Source organism: Aerococcus viridans (assembly GCF_002083135.2).
Classification (GTDB): Bacteria; Bacillota; Bacilli; order Lactobacillales; family Aerococcaceae; genus Aerococcus; species Aerococcus viridans_C.
Genome location: NZ_NBTM02000001.1, coordinates 924,986 through 944,145 on the forward strand (window position 1 = coordinate 924,986; position 19,160 = coordinate 944,145).

Sequence of the window (19,160 nt, forward strand, 5' to 3'; positions counted from 1 at the left end):
AAGATGAACATCAATTGAAGGAAGGGCGATTGTGATGGATGAGGTTAGACGTATCTTTCAAACCTACGAACCACGCCCTCTCGACGTTGAAAAAGCATATGCCGTCTTAATCCCTCTAGCCAAATTGGACGGGGAATGGCATATTTTATTCGAACACAGGGCAAACGGCATTTCCCAAGCTGGGGATGCCGCTTTTCCTGGTGGTCGGGTAGAAGCGGGCGAAGGGTTTGAGCAAGCCGCGGTCCGTGAAACGACGGAGGAGTTGGGGGTAAGCCCCGATAAGATCGACGTGGTTGGTGGAATGGATTATATTGTCATGGGCAAACGAATTATCGGTTGTTATGTGGGTGAATTAGCCATTGAAAGTTTGGATGATTTGACCCTCAACAAGTATGAAGTGGACCATGTTTTTACCATCCCTTTGCGTGAGTTGAAGACCATGACACCTGACGTCCATTATGTAGCCCACCACCAGCAAGTGGCGGATGATTTCCCCTTTAACCTAATTCCAGGTGGGAAACAATATAATTTTAGTCGATCTGAACAACGGGAAATTCTTTTTTACAATATTCAAGGGGAACATTTATGGGGAATGACTGCTAAATTAACTGCCCGTTTCGTGGATATACTGAAGGGTAAACATCTTGCATTTAAACAGGATGACAAGGAAAGCTAGCTCAATGTTAGCCTTTTATTGTGGCGTCAATTCATGGTATGATAACGCCACATATATTATAAATTTAGATATCGAGGTTTATTATGGATCATCAAAAAGAACGGACCGCCAGATTAACTGTGATTAGTTTGATGTTGGCGATTTTAATTATTCAAACTTTTGTTCCTGGAATAGGCTATATCCCGATTGGACCAGTCCAGGCAACAATTATTCATTTAACAGTTATTATCGGTGCTAGTTTATTTGGGCCACAAACAGGACTTATCCTCGGTGCTTCTTGGGGTATTTTGCGGATGATCAAGGCGGCCATTATGCCAGATATCATGTCAGTGGTATTCTTGAACCCTTTGGTATCCGTTATTCCGCGGATGCTAGTTGGCTTTATTTCAGGATGGATTGCTGTATACCTTGATGGTAAGGTGAAAGATAGAACAAAATTTATCATTACAGGTGTTATCGGCTCTATAGTGAATACAGTTACTGTTTTGGGTGCAATTTACCTATTTTCAGCAGAAGCTTATGCGAATGCGCTAAATATCCCAACATCTGCTTTAATTGCTACATTCTTAGTTACTATTAGTGGTAATGGGTTATTAGAAGCAGTCACTTCAGGGATTTTAACGCCTATTCTATCCTTACCTTTAAGTAAATCACTTAAAAGGTCCGGAATGAATGACTAAATGGAGGTCAGATTTATGACACAAATAACTTGTAAACGAACAAAGGCAGTACAATCACATCGAATTATGCCTAACCAAACCAATTTTTATAAGAATTTATATGGTGGCCAAATATTATATATCATGGATAACGTGGCTTCTGTATCCGCAGGTCGGTTGACCCCATATGGCACAATGACTGCTAATATGGACGATATTCATTTCATAGCGCCTTTGCCAGAAGGCGATATTGCCCATGTTGAAACCTATGTAACGGGCGCAGGTAAACGTTCGATGGAAATTTTTGCCAAGGTCATTGGTGAGAAACATAACGGTGAGCGTTATCTAGCTGCAACGGCCTTTCTAACCTATGTAGTCTTGAAAGACTATGTAGACCCTAACTATCATTTACCGGAAGTTGTTGCACATACAGATGAAGAAGTATACTTGTGCAACGGTTATGAATCCCGAAAATCAGGTCACGCCCAAAAACGAATTTTAACGAAAGAATTGGTTAGTCATTTAACAGTTGACTTGCTTGATTAATGAAACTAGTCTTTTCTCATGGGAAAAAGACTTGAGTTATTGACTTTTACTAGCTAATCAAGCAAAATATAGGCTGTAAGCTATAAAAATAAATAAACGATTTGTAGACGAGTAGTGTTGTTAAGGATTAAGCGAGATATGATCAGGTGTAAGCATATCCCCACTGACTACATGAACCTACTACATGTAAAAATCGCCTTGAAAAAGGCACGGTGGCGCCGTTATCGTCTTTGAGAGAGTTGGAGACCTTTTGTATCTCTGACTAAAAAAGGTGGCACCGCGAGCATTTCGTCCTTTATGGATGGGATGCTCTTTTTAGTTACAGGAATATTTTTTAAAAGGAGCATGAAAATGGCAAAGCAAGAAGCAACAGAAAATTTACAACAAACAGATTTTTCAAAATGGTATTTACAAGCAATTCAACAGGGTGATTTGATGGATTACGGTCCTGCCCGTGGGACAATGATTTTTAAACCAGATGGCTTTTTATTATGGGAATCATATAAAGATGCCTTCAATGAAATGTTGAAGAAGGAAGGTATTCGTAACGCCTACTTCCCAATGTTAATTCCAAAACACTTCTTTGAAAAAGAGGCTGACCACGTAGAAGGCTTCGCGCCTGAATTGCCATGGGTAACTGAAGCAGGTGAGGAAAAATTAGAAGAGCCATTGGCATTACGTCCAACTTCTGAAACTTTATTTGGTAATGCGATGTCAGATTGGATCAACTCTTACCGTGATTTACCAATGGAATTAAACCAATGGGCTAACGTCTTCCGTTGGGAAAAACGGACATTACCATTTATCCGTACATCAGAATTCTTATGGCAAGAAGGTCACACAGCGCATGCAACTGAAGAAGAAGCACGTGAACGTACGATGAAAATGTTACACTACTATACTGACTTAGTAAAAGAAGTATTTGCAATGCCAGTTTACGAGGGACAAAAAACACCATCAGAACGGTTTGCGGGTGCGGTTGACACCTTCTCAATCGAAGCGATGACAAAAGATACAAAAGCCATTCAAGCAGGGACTTCTCACTACTTGGGCCAAAACTTTGCGGAAGCCTTTGATATTAAATTCTTAAACGAAGACAACCAACATACTTACGTTCATACAACATCTTGGGGTTCATCAACCCGTTTAATCGGTGCCATGATCATGATCCACGGTGATGAAAAAGGGTTAGTCTTACCTCCTCGTGTTGCCGGTACACAAGTATCGCTAATCCCTGTTGGTAATATCAAGAAAAATCCACAAGTACTTGAGAAATTACAGGAAATCAAAGCAACATTATTAGAGGCTGGATTACGTGTAAATCTTGATGATTCAAACAACTCACCAGGATACAAATACAACGAGTCTGAAGTACATGGTGTACCATTAAGAATTGAATTTGGTCCACGTGATATGGAAAACAACCAAGTCATGATTAAAATGCGTGATGTGGATGGTAAAGAAGCCTTCTCATTAGAGGGAGACTTACTTGCTGAAATCAACACACGCTTTGATGACATGCACCAACGTCTTTACGATAAAGCGGTAGCTTTCCGTGCTGAGAATGAACATTTTGACATTGATACAATGGATCAATTAACCGCTCACCTTGAAGCTTGTGAAGAAAACGGCGAGCGTCCAGGTTGGATTTTAGCCGGTTGGGATGGTACTGATGAATCAGAAGCAGCCATTAAAGAAGCCACAGGATTTACTTCACGTAATATCCCATTCAACCCACCAATAGAAAAGACAGTTGACCTATATTCTGGTAAACCTGCTAAACACACTGTGTGGTATGCACGTGCTTATTAATAATCATGGCAACGAGACAGGACAATCATCTTGTCTCGTTTTATATGAGAAAAGCCACAAAATTAACATACTCTTAAAATATAAAACATCATTCATTCACAATAAGTGGGAAATTGTCACAGTATAATCATATTTTCTTGGTAAAATTCATATGCATGGGATGAGGAACATAGAATATTAAAAATGAATAAGGAGTAATGCATGTCGAAAAGAAGAAAAAAATCTAGTATTAAACCGCTAGTGCCCTTCTTCGTTCTAGGAGTGGCTTTAATAGCAGTATTAATTGCTATATTTAAATATAATGATGAAGGTGAAGGGGATTCATTAACAGCGACAGTAAACGAATCTACTGCAGGTGAAGCTTCAGGTAACGCCCCATTAACCTTGAGTGAGGAAGAAGTATACAACCTAGATTTAATGCAAGCGTCAGGTATTGAACTAATCGATACTAGCCAATACGCCTCAATAGATGAATTGATTGAAGAAACAATGGCAGAGTTTGAGGTAGATGAAAGCCAAGTTTCGCTACAATATACCAACTTTAAAACTGACGAAAGCTACACAATTAACGAAAGTACTTTCCAAACTGCCGCTTCTACGATTAAGTTACCGATAGCCGTGATGTATGTAGATGCGATTGAAGAAGGCTATGTTGACTGGGATACAGAGGTTCCCTATACATACGCAGACTATGAAGAGGGTGACGGTACCATTACTGCTGCAGTAGGTAATGGCACAGGTCAAGCCGCATATACAATTGAAGAATTGATGGCTGATTCATTAATGCATTCAGATAATACAGCAACCAATATGTTGATTAGCTATTACAGCGAAGTTTATGGATCAGGTGCCTTCAAAACAAATGTCGCAAATAGTGTAGATGTCACAATTGATGACGCCTTCTATGACGATAACGTCGTATCCGCTGAATTATTGTCTGCTTACTACAACTTATTGGCTACTGACGATACCTACCAACCAATTGTTGATTACCTATTGAATACTTCACCAGACCGTTTATTTACAACATACGTGAACAGCAGTTTGATGGCGAATAAATATGGTAACTACGGCACTGCCTTAAATGACGGTGGTATCTACTATGAAAACGACGAAGCCCAATATAGCCTAGTTGCTTTAACAGACGGCCTAACAGATGGTACAGGCTTCTTGGAAAACTTAAACCTGCGCGTCAACCAATACTACCGCGCAAACTATGAATAGGTCTTAGACTTCACATACGTCTTTGAGCCTATTGTCTAAATTTGGGTGACATTCATTCCGTCAAATACTCAAATAATTATATATACCTTTCAAAGCCGCGATGGACTATCGCGGCTTTTTGAGTACCGTGAATTTGAATAACGATATCGTGCAATACAGTATAGGTAGTTTAGGTACATCAAAAAAGACTGATGATTTTAGTCATCAGCCTCTTTGAAAGAATGACTTTACTTGTGAATGGAAAATATTGAAAGTAAGGTATAGCCGAGGCAAAATATTTCCTAGCGAATTTTCTTAAAAGCAATGATCGAGAAAGCTCGGCCGAAGACTTGAAAGTTCTTGTATAAATTATTTTGGCATTACCAAGATGCGGCCTTTTTTAAAGGGGCGTAGGAGTACTGGCTGGCCGTAGAAATCATGCAATCTATCAGGGTCTAGCATCAAAGACCGGTCACCTTTGGCGAATATTTCTCCATCTTTTAATAAACAAATTTTTTGATAAAGTGGAATGATTTCCTCGGTATGGTGGGTCACCATTAATTGGGTGACTTCTGGTTTTTCTTTGGCCAATTTGTCCAACATAGCTAGAAGGCTTTCGCGGGCAAATAAATCTAGACCACTAGTAGGTTCATCTAAGATTAATAATTCAGGTTGGGTCATTAAGGCCCGTAAGATCAAAACGGTTTGTCGTTCACCTTGAGATAGGGTCGCCATTCTGCGGTTTCTGAATGCGGTGAAATTAAAGGTGTCTAAGAGGTCTTCAGCTTCTTGGATTAAAGAATCCGTCACTTTTTGATAAAGGCCTAGACTGGCAAATTTACCCGAAATAATGGTGTCTAATACAGATAAGCGGCTTGGGATTTCTTGGTTGATCCAAGCAGAGACGATGCCGATTCGTGTTTGTAGGTCAGGGATTGAGGATACACCAAACAACTGGTCAAGAACCTTCACCTGACCGCTAGAGGGAAAATGATAGCCGGTTAGCATGTTGATGATGGATGACTTACCAGACCCATTCAAACCGAGTAGGGCCCAGTGTTGCCCCTGGTTGATGGTCCATTGGATGTTTTTTAATATAGCCTTATCTTGGCGGTTGAAGCAGACATTGTCGAGTTCGATGATGGTTTTTTCTGTGGTTGATGTCATGGGCGTATCCTTTCTAAATGTAGTCGAATATTCTATTAAATTAAACTTATCATACCAAGGAAGAAAGTCAATATGCCGAATCACAGAGACGCAAATTAGAAAACAATTAAAAATATCCATTGACAAGTTAAATAGTTCTCAGTATACTTTCGTTATTGAATCATTAAAAAGGCGAGAGGAGTTTCACTCATTATGAAATCGTTCAAAGCAGCGAATTTTAATATTGTAGTCATTATCGTGACGTAGGACTGGAATTAACTACTGTTAATTTGAGTCCTATTCGATGTTGAGTGGGACTTGGCATCCCACATACTGTTTGTGGGATGCCTTTTTTATTGCTTTCAATACCAAGGAAATGAAATTTTAAAGAAATGGGGTGCTCATGTGGAGAGAACGAAGAAGACCAGTATAGGAACGGAATTGCTCGTCAATGCATTGCGAGATCAAGGTGCTGAGATTATTTTTGGCTATCCTGGTGGTGCAGCTTTACATATATATGATGAATTTTTCCGTCAGAATGTCAATCACGTCTTAGCTCGTCATGAACAAGGTGCTGGTCACATGGCCGATGGTTACGCCCGTGTGGCTGGCCAAGTGGGTGTAGCGGTAACAACTAGTGGACCGGGAGCGACAAATATTGTCACGGCGGTGGCGACAGCGCAGATGGATTCGGTGCCTCTAGTCGTCATTTCGGGCCAGGTTACGACATCCGGTATCGGGAAAGACGCCTTTCAGGAAACCGACGTTGTCTCTTTAATGACGCCAATCACGAAATATGCCTATCAAGTTGAAGATGCTAAAGAGATTCCGCGCATCATCAAAGAAGCTTTCTACTTAGCAAATTCCGGCCGTAAAGGACCTGTCTTAGTGGATATTCCGAAAGATATCGGTGTGCAGGAAGTAGCTTTAGAAGATATTGATGATAGCTTCGATTTACCAGGCTACAACATGGATTATGAGGTTGACTTGGAGGCGGTAGCTGCGATTAAGGAAGCTTTACTTGTAGCTGAAAAACCTTTGTTGCTAGTAGGGAACGGTGTGGTGAAAGCTGAAGCCTACCAAGAACTACGCGACTTTGCTCACCGGTACAATATCCCGGTAACCCATACCCTACTAGGGATTGGCTTACTTGCTAGTGATGACCCCCTAAACTTAGGGCTAGCGGGGATGCACGGAACGTATGCAGCCAATATGGCCTTGATGGAGACAGATTGTCTCTTGAATATTGGTAGCCGTTTCGACGACCGGGTGGCTTCTAATCCTGACAATTTTGCACCGGATGCCAAGATTATCCATGTGGATATTGATCTAGCGGAGATTGGCAAGATTATGGAACCAGATATTGCCTTACTGGCAGATGCTAAATTGGCTTTGGAGGCCCTTTTACAAGGTGCTATTGAGGGCTGGTCTGATAAGACGGGCTGGTTGGCTCACCAAGCGGATAACCAAGCCTTACATCCTACTCGGGTGCCTGAGATGACAGACGCGATTCGACCACAAGCGGTACTGGATTACTTAGGGAAGGCGACGGACGGTCAGGCCTATATCGTGACCGACGTTGGCCAACACCAAATGTGGGCTGCCCAGTATTATCCTTACCAATTCCCCGGCCAAAACTTAACGTCAGGTGGACTAGGGACTATGGGATACGGGGTGCCGGCAACGATTGGGGCGGCATTTGCGGCGGATGAGAAACATCCTGTTGTAGGGATCATCGGTGACGGAGGATTCCAAATGACCAACCAGGAATTGAATATCATCCAACATTATGGCATTCAACCGAAATTTATTATTTTAAATAATACGGTGCTTGGGATGGTGCATCAGTGGCAACATGCTTTCTATTCAGACCGTTATTCACATTCTGAATTTGGGTCGAGCTTGCCAGACTTCGTGAAGTTATCGGAGGCTTTAGGCGTGAAGGCGGCTAAGGTAACGGACCCAGCGGATATGCAGACGGCGGTAGATGAGATGTTGGCTTATGACGGGGCGTATGTATTAGAAGTCTTGATTGATAAATACGAACGGGTTACTCCGATGGTGCCATCTGGTAAGGCAAATAATGAAATGGAGGGCTTGTCATGATCTTTCAGTTTATCCGATTAAAGGTAGTGAATAGACCTGGTGTTTTAAACCGGGTGACACAAGTTGTCCTTAAACCGCGTTATAATATTGACACTTTAACCCTAGCAGGGACGGACGATCCGGCGATTTCCTATATTACGATTGGAATTAATTTCCAAGATTTGGAAGCGGCGACTCTTTTGACTAGACAATTATTGAAGCAAGTGGATGTGGTGAGTGCAGCACAGTTAGACCCATCTGAGCTTGGCTAAGATAGCTATTTTTCAAAGAATTGACACAAGAACACTCGACAGAACATATATGGAGGCAAAAAATATGGCAAAAGTATACTACGAAAAAGATATGACCAGTAATGCATTATCAGGTAAACAAATCGCTGTAGTCGGCTATGGTTCACAAGGACATGCGCATGCGCAAAACTTACGAGATAATGGCCAAAATGTCATTATCGGTATCCGTGAAGGTAGCTCTGCTAACCGTGCGCGTAACGATGGATTTGATGTATATTCAGTTGCAGAGGCGACGAAAAAAGCGGATATCATCATGATTTTATTACCAGATGAAATTCAAAAAGATACTTATGCCAATGAAATTGCGCCGAACTTAGAAGCTGGAAATGCTTTAGCCTTTGCCCATGGTTTCAACATCCACTTCAAAAACATCCAACCAGATCCTTCAATTGATGTGTTCATGGTTGCACCTAAGGGGCCTGGGCACTTGGTACGTCGTGAATTTACGAAAGGTTCAGCGGTGCCATCATTATTTGCGGTATATCAAGATGCAACAGGTAATGCGCGCGACCTAGCCATGTCTTGGGCTGATGGTATCGGGGCAACTCGTGTAGGAATCATCGAAACAGACTTCCGTGAAGAAACTGAATCTGACTTATTCGGTGAACAAACTGTATTAATGGGTGGAACCACGCATTTAATTCAAGCAGGTTTTGAAACTTTAGTTGAAGCTGGTTACCAACCAGAAATTGCTTACTTTGAAGTAATGCATGAATTGAAATTAATCGTAGACCTATTGTATGAAGGTGGTATGGACCACATGCGTAAATCATGTTCAAATACTGCTGAATATGGGGACTACGTATCAGGACCGCGTTTAATTACACCGGATGTGAAAGAACGTATGAAGGATGTTTTAAATGATATCCAAGATGGTTCATTCGCTAAACGTTTCACAGACGATTACGATAACGGCTTTAAAGACTTCTATGCAATGCGTGAAAAAGAGCAAGGGCACCAAATTGAAGAAGTTGGTGGTCGCTTACGCGAAATGATGCCGTTCGTTAAAGAGAATGCTGTAGACACAAACAACTAAAGCTATACAAAAAGGGTCAAAACGAAAGAGGGATATTACATGGTCAAAAGCGTCAATAAGGAGAAGGTATTGAGTGCCTACAAAAAATTACAGTCGGTCGTCAAGCAGACACCTTTACAATACGATCAATATTTATCTGAGAAGTATAAGGCCAACATTTATTTGAAACGTGAGGACTTACAAGTTGTACGTTCATTTAAATTAAGAGGTGCCTACTATTCAATTAGTGAACTCAGTGAAGATGATTTAGCTAAAGGTGTTATCTGTGCCTCAGCCGGCAACCACGCCCAAGGGGTAGCCTTTGCTTGTAACGAAAAGCAAGTAATGGCAACGATTTATATGCCGAATACGACACCCGCTCAAAAAATTAACCAAGTAAAATATTTTGGTGGGGACTATGTGAATATTGTGATTGAAGGGGATACCTTCGATGAGTGTAGCCAAGCTGCGCACGAATATGGTGCTAAACACCAGATGACTTTTATTGAACCTTACGATGATGAAAATGTCATCGCTGGCCAGGGGTCACTAGCTGTTGAAATCCACCACAGCCTAACTGCCGACGGGGAAACTGCAGACTATGTCTTAGTGCCTATCGGTGGGGGTGGGTTGATCTCTGGTGTTTCTGCCTATGTCCGTGAAGCCATGCCTGAAACCAAAATTGTTGGCGTTGAACCAGCCGGTGCAGCGTCCATGAAACTGGCCCTTGACCAAGGTCAGCCGACAGCACTTGAGAAAGTGAACAAATTTGCAGATGGTACAGCAGTTGGTAAGGTAGGGGACATCACCTTCCAATACGCGAAAGACAATATCGACCGCATTGAAACAGTCGAAGAAGGTAAGATTGCGGGGACTATCATTGACTTGTACACCAAGCAAGCCATCGTAGCCGAACCTTCAGGCGCCTTAACCGTATCTGCTCTAGATAATATGGCTGAAGACCTTGTTGGCAAAACAGTTGTCTGCATCATTTCTGGTGGTAATAACGACATCAACCGTATGGCCGAAATTGAGGAAAAAGCATTGATTTATTCAGGAACTAAGCAATATTTTGTAGTGAATTTCCCGCAAAGACCAGGCGCATTAAGAGAATTCTTAACGGACGTTTTAGGGCCGGACGATGATATCGCTAAGTTTGAATATACCAAGAAAATTTCTCGATCAAATGGCCCAGCTCTAGTCGGTATCTTGCTGGGTGATTATGAAACCCTACCCGATCTATTAGAAAGGTTGAAAAATTTCGATGCCAATTACATTTCGGTATCCGAAAGTCCTACATTATATGAATTTTTAGTCTAATGACTCGCTAGGTCACAAATGATAGATAAATCCTACAATAGCAACATTGAAAACGTTTCATAAAAAGGCTTTCATTTTTATTTGAACCATGCTATAATGTTTTTGAGGCAATCTAGACCTCTAATAGATTGCATCATCCTTTCATTTTTGTTTTTTCCTTTTTCACCCTCAAAGCGATGAGGGTGTTTTTTATTGTTAAGATGTGACAGAAGACGCTCGGACTCAGGGCTTCTAACGTAGCCAGTAAAAAAACATATACATCAAATGAACTTGCACGTTATCTAGGTATAAAAATGTAAGTAATGTTCTATGCTGCTCGTGTCAACCGAATTTATCGTTTATTAAAATATTTAGAAAACGTTTTCGAAATATGTTGATAACGCTTTCAATTCGAGGCAATACTGCAATTAGATAAAGAACAAGTACTCTGTATACTGGATTAGTTACGGCTCGGCCGGCAAGACCAGGCATCAAAGTTATCGCACATTAGTCTTGGGACTAATAGCTATACTTTTATGCTCTGGTCTTTTTTGTATAGTCAGTTAGGTTTTATAAAAGAAGAGGAGTAGAGAAAATGGCGAAATACACACAATTAGCAGAAGACATTGTCGATAAAGTCGGAGGCAGGGAAAATGTTAAGGAAGTTAGACATTGTGTGACGCGTTTGCGTTTCTATTTAAAAGACGAAAGCAAAGCCAATACAGAGTATTTGAAGAAACGTGATGGTGCGGTAACAGTCATGCAAGCTGGTGGACAATACCAAGTAGTCATTGGGAACCACGTACCAGAGGTATATGAAGAAGTCTTGAAAGTTGTTAACTTTGTTACTGGTGGTGAAGTAGACGCAGATGACCGAGGAAATGGCACATTTGACCGTTCACGTAAAGACTTATTTTTCTGGTACCGTGACGTCATTCAATCAAATGGTGCTAATATTTTAGCTTAATTTAATAGAAAGATGGGTATCACCGGTTTGCTAGGTGATACCCATCTTTTTGATATTTAGCCTTTATTTATCTATATTTGTTGAATCTTCAGTCTTAGTTTCTTGTTCAGCGGCTTGTTTTTTCTTTGCGTCGCGAACGGCTTGCGGTGTCACATCAGTACCCTCAGGGTCGATTACCCGCGTGTTTAAAATAATGTCGTTGAAGGCTGAACGGAATTGTTTCAAGTAAACTTGGCGCAACTCTTTTTGTTCAACTAGTTCTTCTTCAGTGATCGTGCCAGCTTTTTTCTTAGCAGCTAGCTCGTTAATGCGTTTTAGTAATTGATCAGAATCCATTGATTATCATTCCTTTTTTTTATTAGCCAACAGCGGTAGCGTACCATCCTTTCGCTGCTTGTAATTCAGGCATAGATAAGGAATGGCCGTAGTTTTCCCAATGAAGGGTAACTGGGCTACCAGCTGCTTCTAGGCTGGTTTTAAGTTCTTCACTTTCGCTTGGTGCACAGATTGGGTCGTTGAAACCAGCACCAATAAAGATAGGTGTGTGGGTCAAGTTAGGCATAGTTTCATCTCTAAACGGTATCATAGGGTGGAGTAAGATTGCGCCCTTAAAAGGATTGTCAAATAGGTATAAAACACCGCCAGCAATATTTGCGCCATTTGAGTAACCAATTGGCACTACTTTAGCTGGATCGAACCCTTTTTCCGCGGCCAAGGCTCCTATGAAATTATACAGGTCTTTGGCATGGAATTTCAAGTTTTCGATGTCTAAGTTGCCTTCACCGTGGCGTTTGAAGAAACGATTCATGGGTCCTTCAAGCTCGTTACCGCGTAACGATAGGATATTGGCCATGGGATCAATAAATTGGGCAATGTCTAGTAGGTCGCGCTCAGTACCGCCTGTACCGTGTAAAAGTAGTAGGGTGTTGGCTTCAGCTTGGTTTTCTCCTGCTTGATAAATATATTCGTAACTCATAGATGAACTCCTTTTTAGAAACCGAGGGGTGTCAATTTGGCTTTAATTTGGTCGATAATCGCTTCATGTTTGGCTGGGTAGAATAATTGGCTACCAAGTTCTTCAACCGTCTCGTTCCAAGTAAATCCTGGGCCAGCAGTCGCTAATTCAATCAAAATCCCGCCGCGCTCGCGGAAGTATAAGGATTTGAAATAGTCACGGTTCTTGATATCGCTGGTGTGGTAACCACGTTGGTGGGCCACTTCTATCCAGTAGTTTAATACCTCTTCGTCCGCCACTTCAAAGGCAATGTGGTGAACTGTACCGATAGCCATTTTACCAAAAGAATCAGCAGTTTTTCGAATATCTAGCCATTCCTTCCGTTTGCCAGGTGCTTGTAGACGGATATATTGGTCGTCCTCGCCTACCTTATGCCAACCGAAAACTTGGTCGAACAATTTAACCGTATGGTCGGGGCGGTGACTATATAAAACTGCACCAGCAAAGCCTTGAATAGCTGTCTCAGGCGTAATGTCGTCGACTGCGTAAGTATTGGCCTTGCCCCAATCCTTTTCAACCAGCTCGATATTTAAATTATGGAAATCTTTGACGAGAATTGTTTCATTGTCAAAACGGCTACCGCGAGCAAATTGAATGCCTTTGGCTTCCAAGCGGTTAGCCCAAAAATCTAAACTGCCAGCTGGAATAGCAAAAGAAGTGGTCGCCACTTGACCGTCACCCAATTGACCAAGGCGGTCATTTTCCCACGGGAAGAAGGTAATGATGGTCCCGGCGTCAGCTTCATTGTTACCGAAGTATAAATGGTATGTGTAAGGGTCGTCATAGTTGAGTGTTTTCTTAACCAGTCGTAAACCTAGGATATCGCGGTAAAATTTCAATACTTGGTTAGGAGCACCGACAATAGCTGAAATGTGATGTAGTTTTTGAATAATTTCTATCATGATACTTCCTCCTAATTGTTCGGTTTGTTAGATATACAGATTTATTGGAGCATAATTATGTTTTTTATTTCTATTTCGAATTAATTGATTAGTTAAGTGTAGCATCATTTCTAATTCGAATCAAGTGGATTTATGGTATATGCTAATGACATTCCCGTTTTGCCCTGATGTATTGTGAAGATTATGTAAAATTATAATAATTAACAACAACTTTAATATTATTTGTTAGAATAAGTTTGTGACAATGTAAAGAAAAGCGCGTGGTAATGATAGGAGGAATAGAATGAGCAACTCGTACGAAAATTCGGCGACGATGGATGCAACTGATAAGCGCCCATTTGGCTTCCGTGACATTATTGGTTACTTCTTTGGAGACTTTGGTTGCAATCTAAGTTATTCTGTTGTAACTTACTACCTTACAATTTTCTATGTATCTTACATTGGAATCGAAGCGACACACTTTGCCGCCTTAATGATTCTGACACGTGTATTTGATGCGGTGAATGATCCATTGGTTGGCTATTTCTCTGACCGGATTAAACCTTATAAAGGTAACCGGTATAAACCATTCATTTTAGTTGGGGGTCCATTGCTAGCAATCATCTTAGCCTTTATGTACTTTGATACCTCATCAATGGGCTATGGTGTACAGTTAGCTGTCTGTGCCATTTCTTATGTGGCTTGGGACTTTGCTTATACTTTAGTAAACATCCCTTACGGTACTTTAAACTCAGTAGTAACTGACTCATCTGAAGGTCGTACAAAGCTTTCTACAGCACGTTCAATTGGTGCTGGGGTTGCCAAATTACCAGTAGCGATTATTCCGTTAATCGTATATCAAAATAAAGTAGTCGACGGTCAAATCGTATCACAATTCCAAGGGCAATTAATGTTCCCAGTAATGTTAGGTTTAGGGGTTGTCGCTTTAATCTCATTCTTCTTGTTATATTCAAATGTAGAAGAACGTGTACAGCCAGATATGGCACAAATCAAAAACCAACCGTCAATCTTCAAGACTTTCAAAACATTATTCTCAAACCGTGCTTTAATCGCCCAAATTATTGCCGGTACAGCACAAACAATCTTCATCTACTCAGCATCACAATTACACCAAATGACATTACAAGTTAAATACAACGATGGATCATTATTCTCATGGTTCACCCTTATTGAAATTGCACCTTTAGCGATTGGGGTATTAATGATTACACCACTTGTACGTAAGTTTGGTAAACGCCAAGTCATCATCGTACCTTTAATTGGTAGCTTGGTAATTTACGGAACAATGTTATTATTCCCAGTGGAAAATGTTTACCTTTGGATTGGTTTGATGGCAGTCGCGAATATGTTTACATTCGGTTTCCAATTACTATCATGGGCAATGATTTCAGATGCAATTGACTACAACGAATGGAAACAAGGCTTCCGTTCAGACGGATCGTTATATTCTTCATATATCTTCTGTCGTAAAATCGGTACAGCATTCTCATCTGCAGCCGTACCATTATTAATTGCATTCGCAGCACCTTCATTAGAGTTGAATAATGCAGCAACTTGGACCGCATTAAATGTGAGTGCAATCTACAACATGTCAATCCTATTCCCACTATTTGGATTTGCTTTGGTATTTATTGCTTACTTATTAGTGTTCAACATCTCAAAAGAAGACTACCACGAAATGCAAAAAGACCTAGGTCATATAATTGACAATGGTTAAACCTTAAATACAAATAAAAATGAAAACAATTGGCGGTCAAATAGGGTAAAAACTATAAGAACGTCAATTGTTTTTACATTTAAAAGGTAGAATTTGATATACTATACTAAAAGCAGTGTGCAAGAATCGAACTCGACCAAGTGCGAAAAAAGGGTGCCATCCAGTTCCCATGCAAAGGTATGACCGCTGTCTAAAGCTATATCGGGCTCCGCAAACCAGAAAGGACTGCGTTTCACAAAATACTTTAAACACTTGCAGTATTATGTGGCTTTTGTTCCAGCAAGGTGCAAGTCTAAACGAATTTTCTCGCACCTCCAAATTTTAAAAAGGTGGTTTTATGAAAACTTTAGCAATTGATACATCAACTCAAGCTCTTAGCGTCGCCCTACGTGATGGGGACCAGGTTGTGGCAGAAACGACCACCAATACCAAAATTAAACATTCAACCCAGTTGCTCCCTTTAATTGACAGTATGTTCAAACTAATCGGTTGGCAACCAATTGACCTTGAAGGCATTGTTGTTACAGAGGGACCGGGTTCTTATACAGGATTGCGGATTGGGGTAACAGCAGCCAAAACCATGGCCAACACTCTAAACATTCCCTTGTTTGCCTTACCAACCTTGATGGCGTTAGCGGGCAACGTACAAGCAACAAGTGGCCCAACTTTAATCGTCCCATTCATCGATGCCAGAAGAAAGACGGCTTTTGCGACTGTTTACCTTAGAGAAGGCAACCGTTTTACGCCACTATTTACAACATCACACGGCCAATTTATCCAGTTTTTAGACCAGGTTGAGACCTACTTAAAAGACAATCCGGACTTACAAAGCTTACCGCTGAATTTTGTCAGCCCTGATATTGAAGCCTTCCGCCAAGACATTGAAGCCCAATTTGGCGACCGGGCAATCATTTTTCCAAATGAATTTGGTTTAATACATGCAGGACATTTAGGCGCACTACCACTGAAACAAGTGGACGTCGAGACATTTATTCCGGATTACGCAAAATTATCAGAAGCTGAAGAAAACTGGGTCGCTCAAAATCCTGAGGAGGCTAAGGCAGATGAAGGCACGTACGTGGAGAGAACAAATTAAAGCATTTTTCAAAAATTTTAATCGACAGGTGTTATTTACCATGAAAAAATCTCTAGTAGCTGATTTAACATTAGACAAACAATCAATCGCCTTACCAGATGGACAATCTATCTTTTTTGTTGTGCAAGATACGACAGTGATTCATCAAATGGTTGATATTGAATATCGCGCTTACCACCAAGTCGTTTCTTGGACAGCACGTGACTTCTTATATGATATGACCCAAAATCCTAACACCTATTACATCCAAGCCTTCTTGGGTGAAGAATTAGTAGGCTTTATTGGCTGTCGCCGTGACCGGACGGATGTCCATATTTCAAACTTGGTCGTAAATCCAGATTACCAATCAATCGGGATTGGGACCGCCTTACTGGACCGGGCCATCGACTGTGCTAAGCAACTGGACCGAAATGCTATGACACTAGAGGTACGGGCATCAAACCATGGTGCACAACGTTTTTATCAACGTTTTGGATTTTACGAAAGTGATACTAAAGAGAACTATTATTCTGATAATGACGAAGATGCCTTCGAAATGCGGTTAGCGCCCCTAATTAATGTAGAGCAAATCGAAATTGTCGAAGGGGTGTAACCCGTGCAAATCGTCCATCTAGACTATCAATGGGCTAAAACTCAAGACCCTAAAGATTTAGGCAAAATGGCTACTGTTCTCCACGCTAGCCTACACCAAGCCTTTTCAACGGATTTATCTTGGTCAGCAAAAGCCATTGATGCAAGTCTCCATAACCCATACCATCATTTCTTTATTATGCGCGATCCAGCAAATTTAGAGATTGTTGGACTAGCGCATTTTCAATTGATTATTGATGAGGTAGAGCTTTTCAATATTGCTATATTGCCTGATTACCGTAGACAAGGACTTAGCTACCGGTTGCTTGAAGAGGCTTTGCTTTATTTTGCCCAAAATAAAGGTAAAATAGTGACCCTTGAAGTCCGCAGCCGTAATCAAGCTGCGCGGCAACTATACGAAAAACTGTCCTTCAAACAAATTGCTAGTCGTCCCAACTATTATCCTGTAGACTTAGACGACGCTATTATTTATCAACGAAACTTAGAGGATAAAATCTGAAAAACAAATTGAAAGGAGTCATTTCGCTATGGCAACAATACTGGCAATCGAATCTTCTTGTGATGAAACATCCGCTGCCATCGTCCAAAACGGGACAGATATGCGGTCTAATGTTGTCGCAAGTCAAATAAAAAGTCATATGCGGTTTGGCGGTGTAGTACCTGAAATCGCTAGCCGTCATCATGTAGAACAAATTACCCAAATCATTGACCTAGCTATGACTGAAGGTAACGCTACCTGGGAAGATGTGGACGCTGTCGCAGTAACCCAAGGACCCGGCCTAGTCGGTTCCTTATTAATTGGGGTTACAGCAGCAAAAACTTTAGCATTTGCTCATCAAAAACCTTTAATCGGGGTTAATCATATGGCTGGTCATATATACGCCAATCAACTGATTTCACCAATGGATTATCCATTGTTGGCATTAGTTGTATCCGGTGGTCATACTGAACTAGTTATTATGCGCGGAGAAAATGATTTTGAAACAATTGGTGATACGCGTGATGATGCTGTAGGAGAAGCTTACGATAAAATCGGCCGTGTCATCGGAGTGCCTTATCCAGGTGGGAAAATCATTGATCAGATGGCTCATGAAGGGGAAGATGTTTATCAATATCCGCGAGCTATGAAGGGTGAAGATACATTAGATTTTTCTTTTTCAGGCTTAAAGTCTGCTGTAATCAACCATATGCATAATGCCAAACAAAAGAATGAAACGCTTGATATGAACAATGTAGCAGCTTCATTCCAAGCAGCAGCACTTGATCAATTAGTGGGTCGGACAATTTCTGCCTTAGACCAATATCCAGAAATAAACCACTTACTAGTTGCAGGTGGTGTAGCAGCCAACAAGGGTTTACGTAGCCAATTAACCGCTGCAGTTGAAGGATTAGATCGTCCAGTCACCTTACAGTTCCCACCATTAAGCCTTTGCGGGGACAATGCGGCGATGATAGGTGCTGCAGCAGAGTCTTTATACCAAACACAGCAATTTGCTTCTTTAGCTTTAGACGCTAAACCAGGTATGAGCTTATCATAGGTAGAATATTTTGAAGCGAGGTAAGTTTTCTTTATAATAGAATACAATTTATAATCGAGTGAGAAAGAGAAGGCGGTGGGGTAATGTTTAATAGAAGAAAAACGAATGCGCAAGATAAACATGGAGACCGAAATCGCCTAGAACAACTTTCTGCTAGGCAACGACAAAGAGAGCGGTTTAAAGAACAACCTGATCGGATTCGTGATAATCCTAAGGACACTTTCGTGGACATCATTATCTTTCTTGTGATTATTGCTGTAATAACAGGATTGGTCTTTCTATATTGGGCCTTTAGTCTTTAGGAAGCGACTATATTTTTTCTAAGATGATTAAATGAAAAGCACAGAAATGTGCTTTTTTTCGTCAAAACCTTGTAGAGAAAGTGATAAAAACGGCATATATTGTAAATGTGAAATATTTCACTTGTAAATCAACCTAGCTAGCAATTACAATTTAACCATGCCTAGCTATACTTGCATCCGGTTTATACTAGGTGTATCGTTTGTTGTTGGGATGCACAAAAAAAGGTTAGCCAGGTCCATCTGCTAACCGCGAATACTTTTTGTCTCAGCTCTCTAAGCG

19 protein-coding genes and 1 pseudogene are annotated in these 19,160 nt (G+C 41.0%); 16 read left to right on the forward strand and 4 right to left on the reverse strand.

Annotated elements, in window-relative coordinates; all coding sequences use genetic code 11:
- Positions 1-34 precede the first annotated feature (34 nt).
- From A6J77_RS04535 to A6J77_RS04555, 5 genes are all read left to right on the forward strand, one after another.
- On the forward strand, positions 35-676 hold the full coding sequence (locus A6J77_RS04535; protein ID WP_083068564.1) for an NUDIX hydrolase: 642 nt from the start codon (positions 35-37) through the stop codon (positions 674-676).
- 83 nt (positions 677-759) lie between these two features.
- Entirely contained in the window at positions 760-1,356 is a 597-nt protein-coding gene (locus A6J77_RS04540; RefSeq protein ID WP_083068566.1) for an ECF transporter S component, read from the forward strand.
- Positions 1,357-1,371: 15 nt separating this feature from the next.
- Entirely contained in the window at positions 1,372-1,881 is a 510-nt protein-coding gene (locus tag A6J77_RS04545) for an acyl-CoA thioesterase (RefSeq protein ID WP_083068568.1), read from the forward strand.
- Positions 1,882-2,232: 351 nt separating this feature from the next.
- Positions 2,233-3,693 (forward strand): proline--tRNA ligase, encoded by a 1,461-nt coding sequence (gene proS, locus A6J77_RS04550; RefSeq protein WP_083068569.1) that lies wholly within the window; start codon positions 2,233-2,235, stop codon positions 3,691-3,693.
- Between the two features lie 201 nt (positions 3,694-3,894).
- Positions 3,895-4,917 carry a serine hydrolase gene (locus A6J77_RS04555; RefSeq protein WP_083068571.1) on the forward strand — a complete coding sequence of 341 codons (1,023 nt, stop codon included), beginning with the start codon at positions 3,895-3,897 and terminating at the stop codon, positions 4,915-4,917.
- Between the two features lie 348 nt (positions 4,918-5,265).
- Here A6J77_RS04555 and A6J77_RS04560 read toward each other — a convergent pair whose 3' ends face one another.
- Entirely contained in the window at positions 5,266-6,063 is a 798-nt protein-coding gene (locus tag A6J77_RS04560; protein ID WP_083068573.1) for an ABC transporter ATP-binding protein, read from the reverse strand.
- Positions 6,064-6,447: 384 nt separating this feature from the next.
- On the opposite strand from A6J77_RS04560, the gene ilvB reads away from it, so the two are divergent.
- The 5 genes and pseudogenes from ilvB to A6J77_RS04585 form a co-directional block, all read left to right on the forward strand.
- Entirely contained in the window at positions 6,448-8,148 is a 1,701-nt protein-coding gene (gene ilvB / locus A6J77_RS04565; RefSeq protein ID WP_227645118.1) for a biosynthetic-type acetolactate synthase large subunit, read from the forward strand.
- On the forward strand, positions 8,145-8,399 hold the full coding sequence (locus tag A6J77_RS04570) for an ACT domain-containing protein (RefSeq protein ID WP_083068577.1): 255 nt from the start codon (positions 8,145-8,147) through the stop codon (positions 8,397-8,399). The genes ilvB and A6J77_RS04570 overlap by 4 nt, the downstream gene beginning before the upstream one ends.
- 64 nt (positions 8,400-8,463) lie before the next feature.
- Complete coding sequence (ilvC, locus tag A6J77_RS04575) at positions 8,464-9,474, forward strand: ketol-acid reductoisomerase (RefSeq protein ID WP_026465138.1); 1,011 nt, start codon at positions 8,464-8,466, stop codon at positions 9,472-9,474.
- A gap of 39 nt (positions 9,475-9,513) precedes the next feature.
- A complete protein-coding gene (ilvA, locus tag A6J77_RS04580) occupies positions 9,514-10,773 on the forward strand; it encodes a threonine ammonia-lyase IlvA (protein ID WP_083068579.1) in 1,260 nt (419 codons plus the stop codon).
- Between the two features lie 574 nt (positions 10,774-11,347).
- A pseudogene (locus tag A6J77_RS04585) lies at positions 11,348-11,650 on the forward strand (PTS transporter subunit EIIB); the annotation flags it as partial.
- A 132-nt stretch (positions 11,651-11,782) separates the two neighbouring features.
- On the opposite strand, the gene A6J77_RS04590 reads toward A6J77_RS04585, so the two are convergent.
- Genes A6J77_RS04590 through A6J77_RS04600 form a run of 3 tightly spaced genes read right to left on the reverse strand, consistent with a single transcriptional unit; the run spans position 11,783 to position 13,636 of the window.
- Positions 11,783-12,055, reverse strand: coding sequence for a DUF896 domain-containing protein (locus tag A6J77_RS04590; protein WP_083068581.1), 273 nt, complete (start codon positions 12,053-12,055; stop codon positions 11,783-11,785).
- A gap of 22 nt (positions 12,056-12,077) precedes the next feature.
- Positions 12,078-12,695 carry an alpha/beta hydrolase gene (locus tag A6J77_RS04595; RefSeq protein WP_083068583.1) on the reverse strand — a complete coding sequence of 206 codons (618 nt, stop codon included), beginning with the start codon at positions 12,693-12,695 and terminating at the stop codon, positions 12,078-12,080.
- 14 nt (positions 12,696-12,709) lie between these two features.
- Positions 12,710-13,636, reverse strand: coding sequence for a VOC family protein (locus A6J77_RS04600; protein ID WP_083068584.1), 927 nt, complete (start codon positions 13,634-13,636; stop codon positions 12,710-12,712).
- Positions 13,637-13,919: 283 nt separating this feature from the next.
- Between A6J77_RS04600 and A6J77_RS04605 the strand changes: the two genes are divergently transcribed.
- The 6 genes from A6J77_RS04605 to A6J77_RS04630 all read left to right on the forward strand — a co-directional run bounded on the left by A6J77_RS04605 (position 13,920) and on the right by A6J77_RS04630 (position 18,880).
- Positions 13,920-15,353, forward strand: a complete 1,434-nt coding sequence (locus A6J77_RS04605) for an MFS transporter (RefSeq protein WP_083068586.1) — start codon at positions 13,920-13,922, stop codon at positions 15,351-15,353.
- Positions 15,354-15,690: 337 nt separating this feature from the next.
- Positions 15,691-16,449 carry a tRNA (adenosine(37)-N6)-threonylcarbamoyltransferase complex dimerization subunit type 1 TsaB gene (gene tsaB / locus A6J77_RS04610; protein WP_083068588.1) on the forward strand — a complete coding sequence of 253 codons (759 nt, stop codon included), beginning with the start codon at positions 15,691-15,693 and terminating at the stop codon, positions 16,447-16,449.
- A 40-nt stretch (positions 16,450-16,489) separates the two neighbouring features.
- Entirely contained in the window at positions 16,490-17,041 is a 552-nt protein-coding gene (rimI, locus tag A6J77_RS04615; RefSeq protein ID WP_227645119.1) for a ribosomal protein S18-alanine N-acetyltransferase, read from the forward strand.
- 3 nt (positions 17,042-17,044) lie between these two features.
- A complete protein-coding gene (gene rimI, locus A6J77_RS04620; RefSeq protein ID WP_083068591.1) occupies positions 17,045-17,539 on the forward strand; it encodes a ribosomal protein S18-alanine N-acetyltransferase in 495 nt (164 codons plus the stop codon).
- A 28-nt stretch (positions 17,540-17,567) separates the two neighbouring features.
- On the forward strand, positions 17,568-18,578 hold the full coding sequence (tsaD, locus tag A6J77_RS04625) for a tRNA (adenosine(37)-N6)-threonylcarbamoyltransferase complex transferase subunit TsaD (protein ID WP_083068593.1): 1,011 nt from the start codon (positions 17,568-17,570) through the stop codon (positions 18,576-18,578).
- A gap of 83 nt (positions 18,579-18,661) precedes the next feature.
- On the forward strand, positions 18,662-18,880 hold the full coding sequence (locus A6J77_RS04630) for a hypothetical protein (protein WP_083068595.1): 219 nt from the start codon (positions 18,662-18,664) through the stop codon (positions 18,878-18,880).
- Positions 18,881-19,160 lie beyond the last annotated feature (280 nt).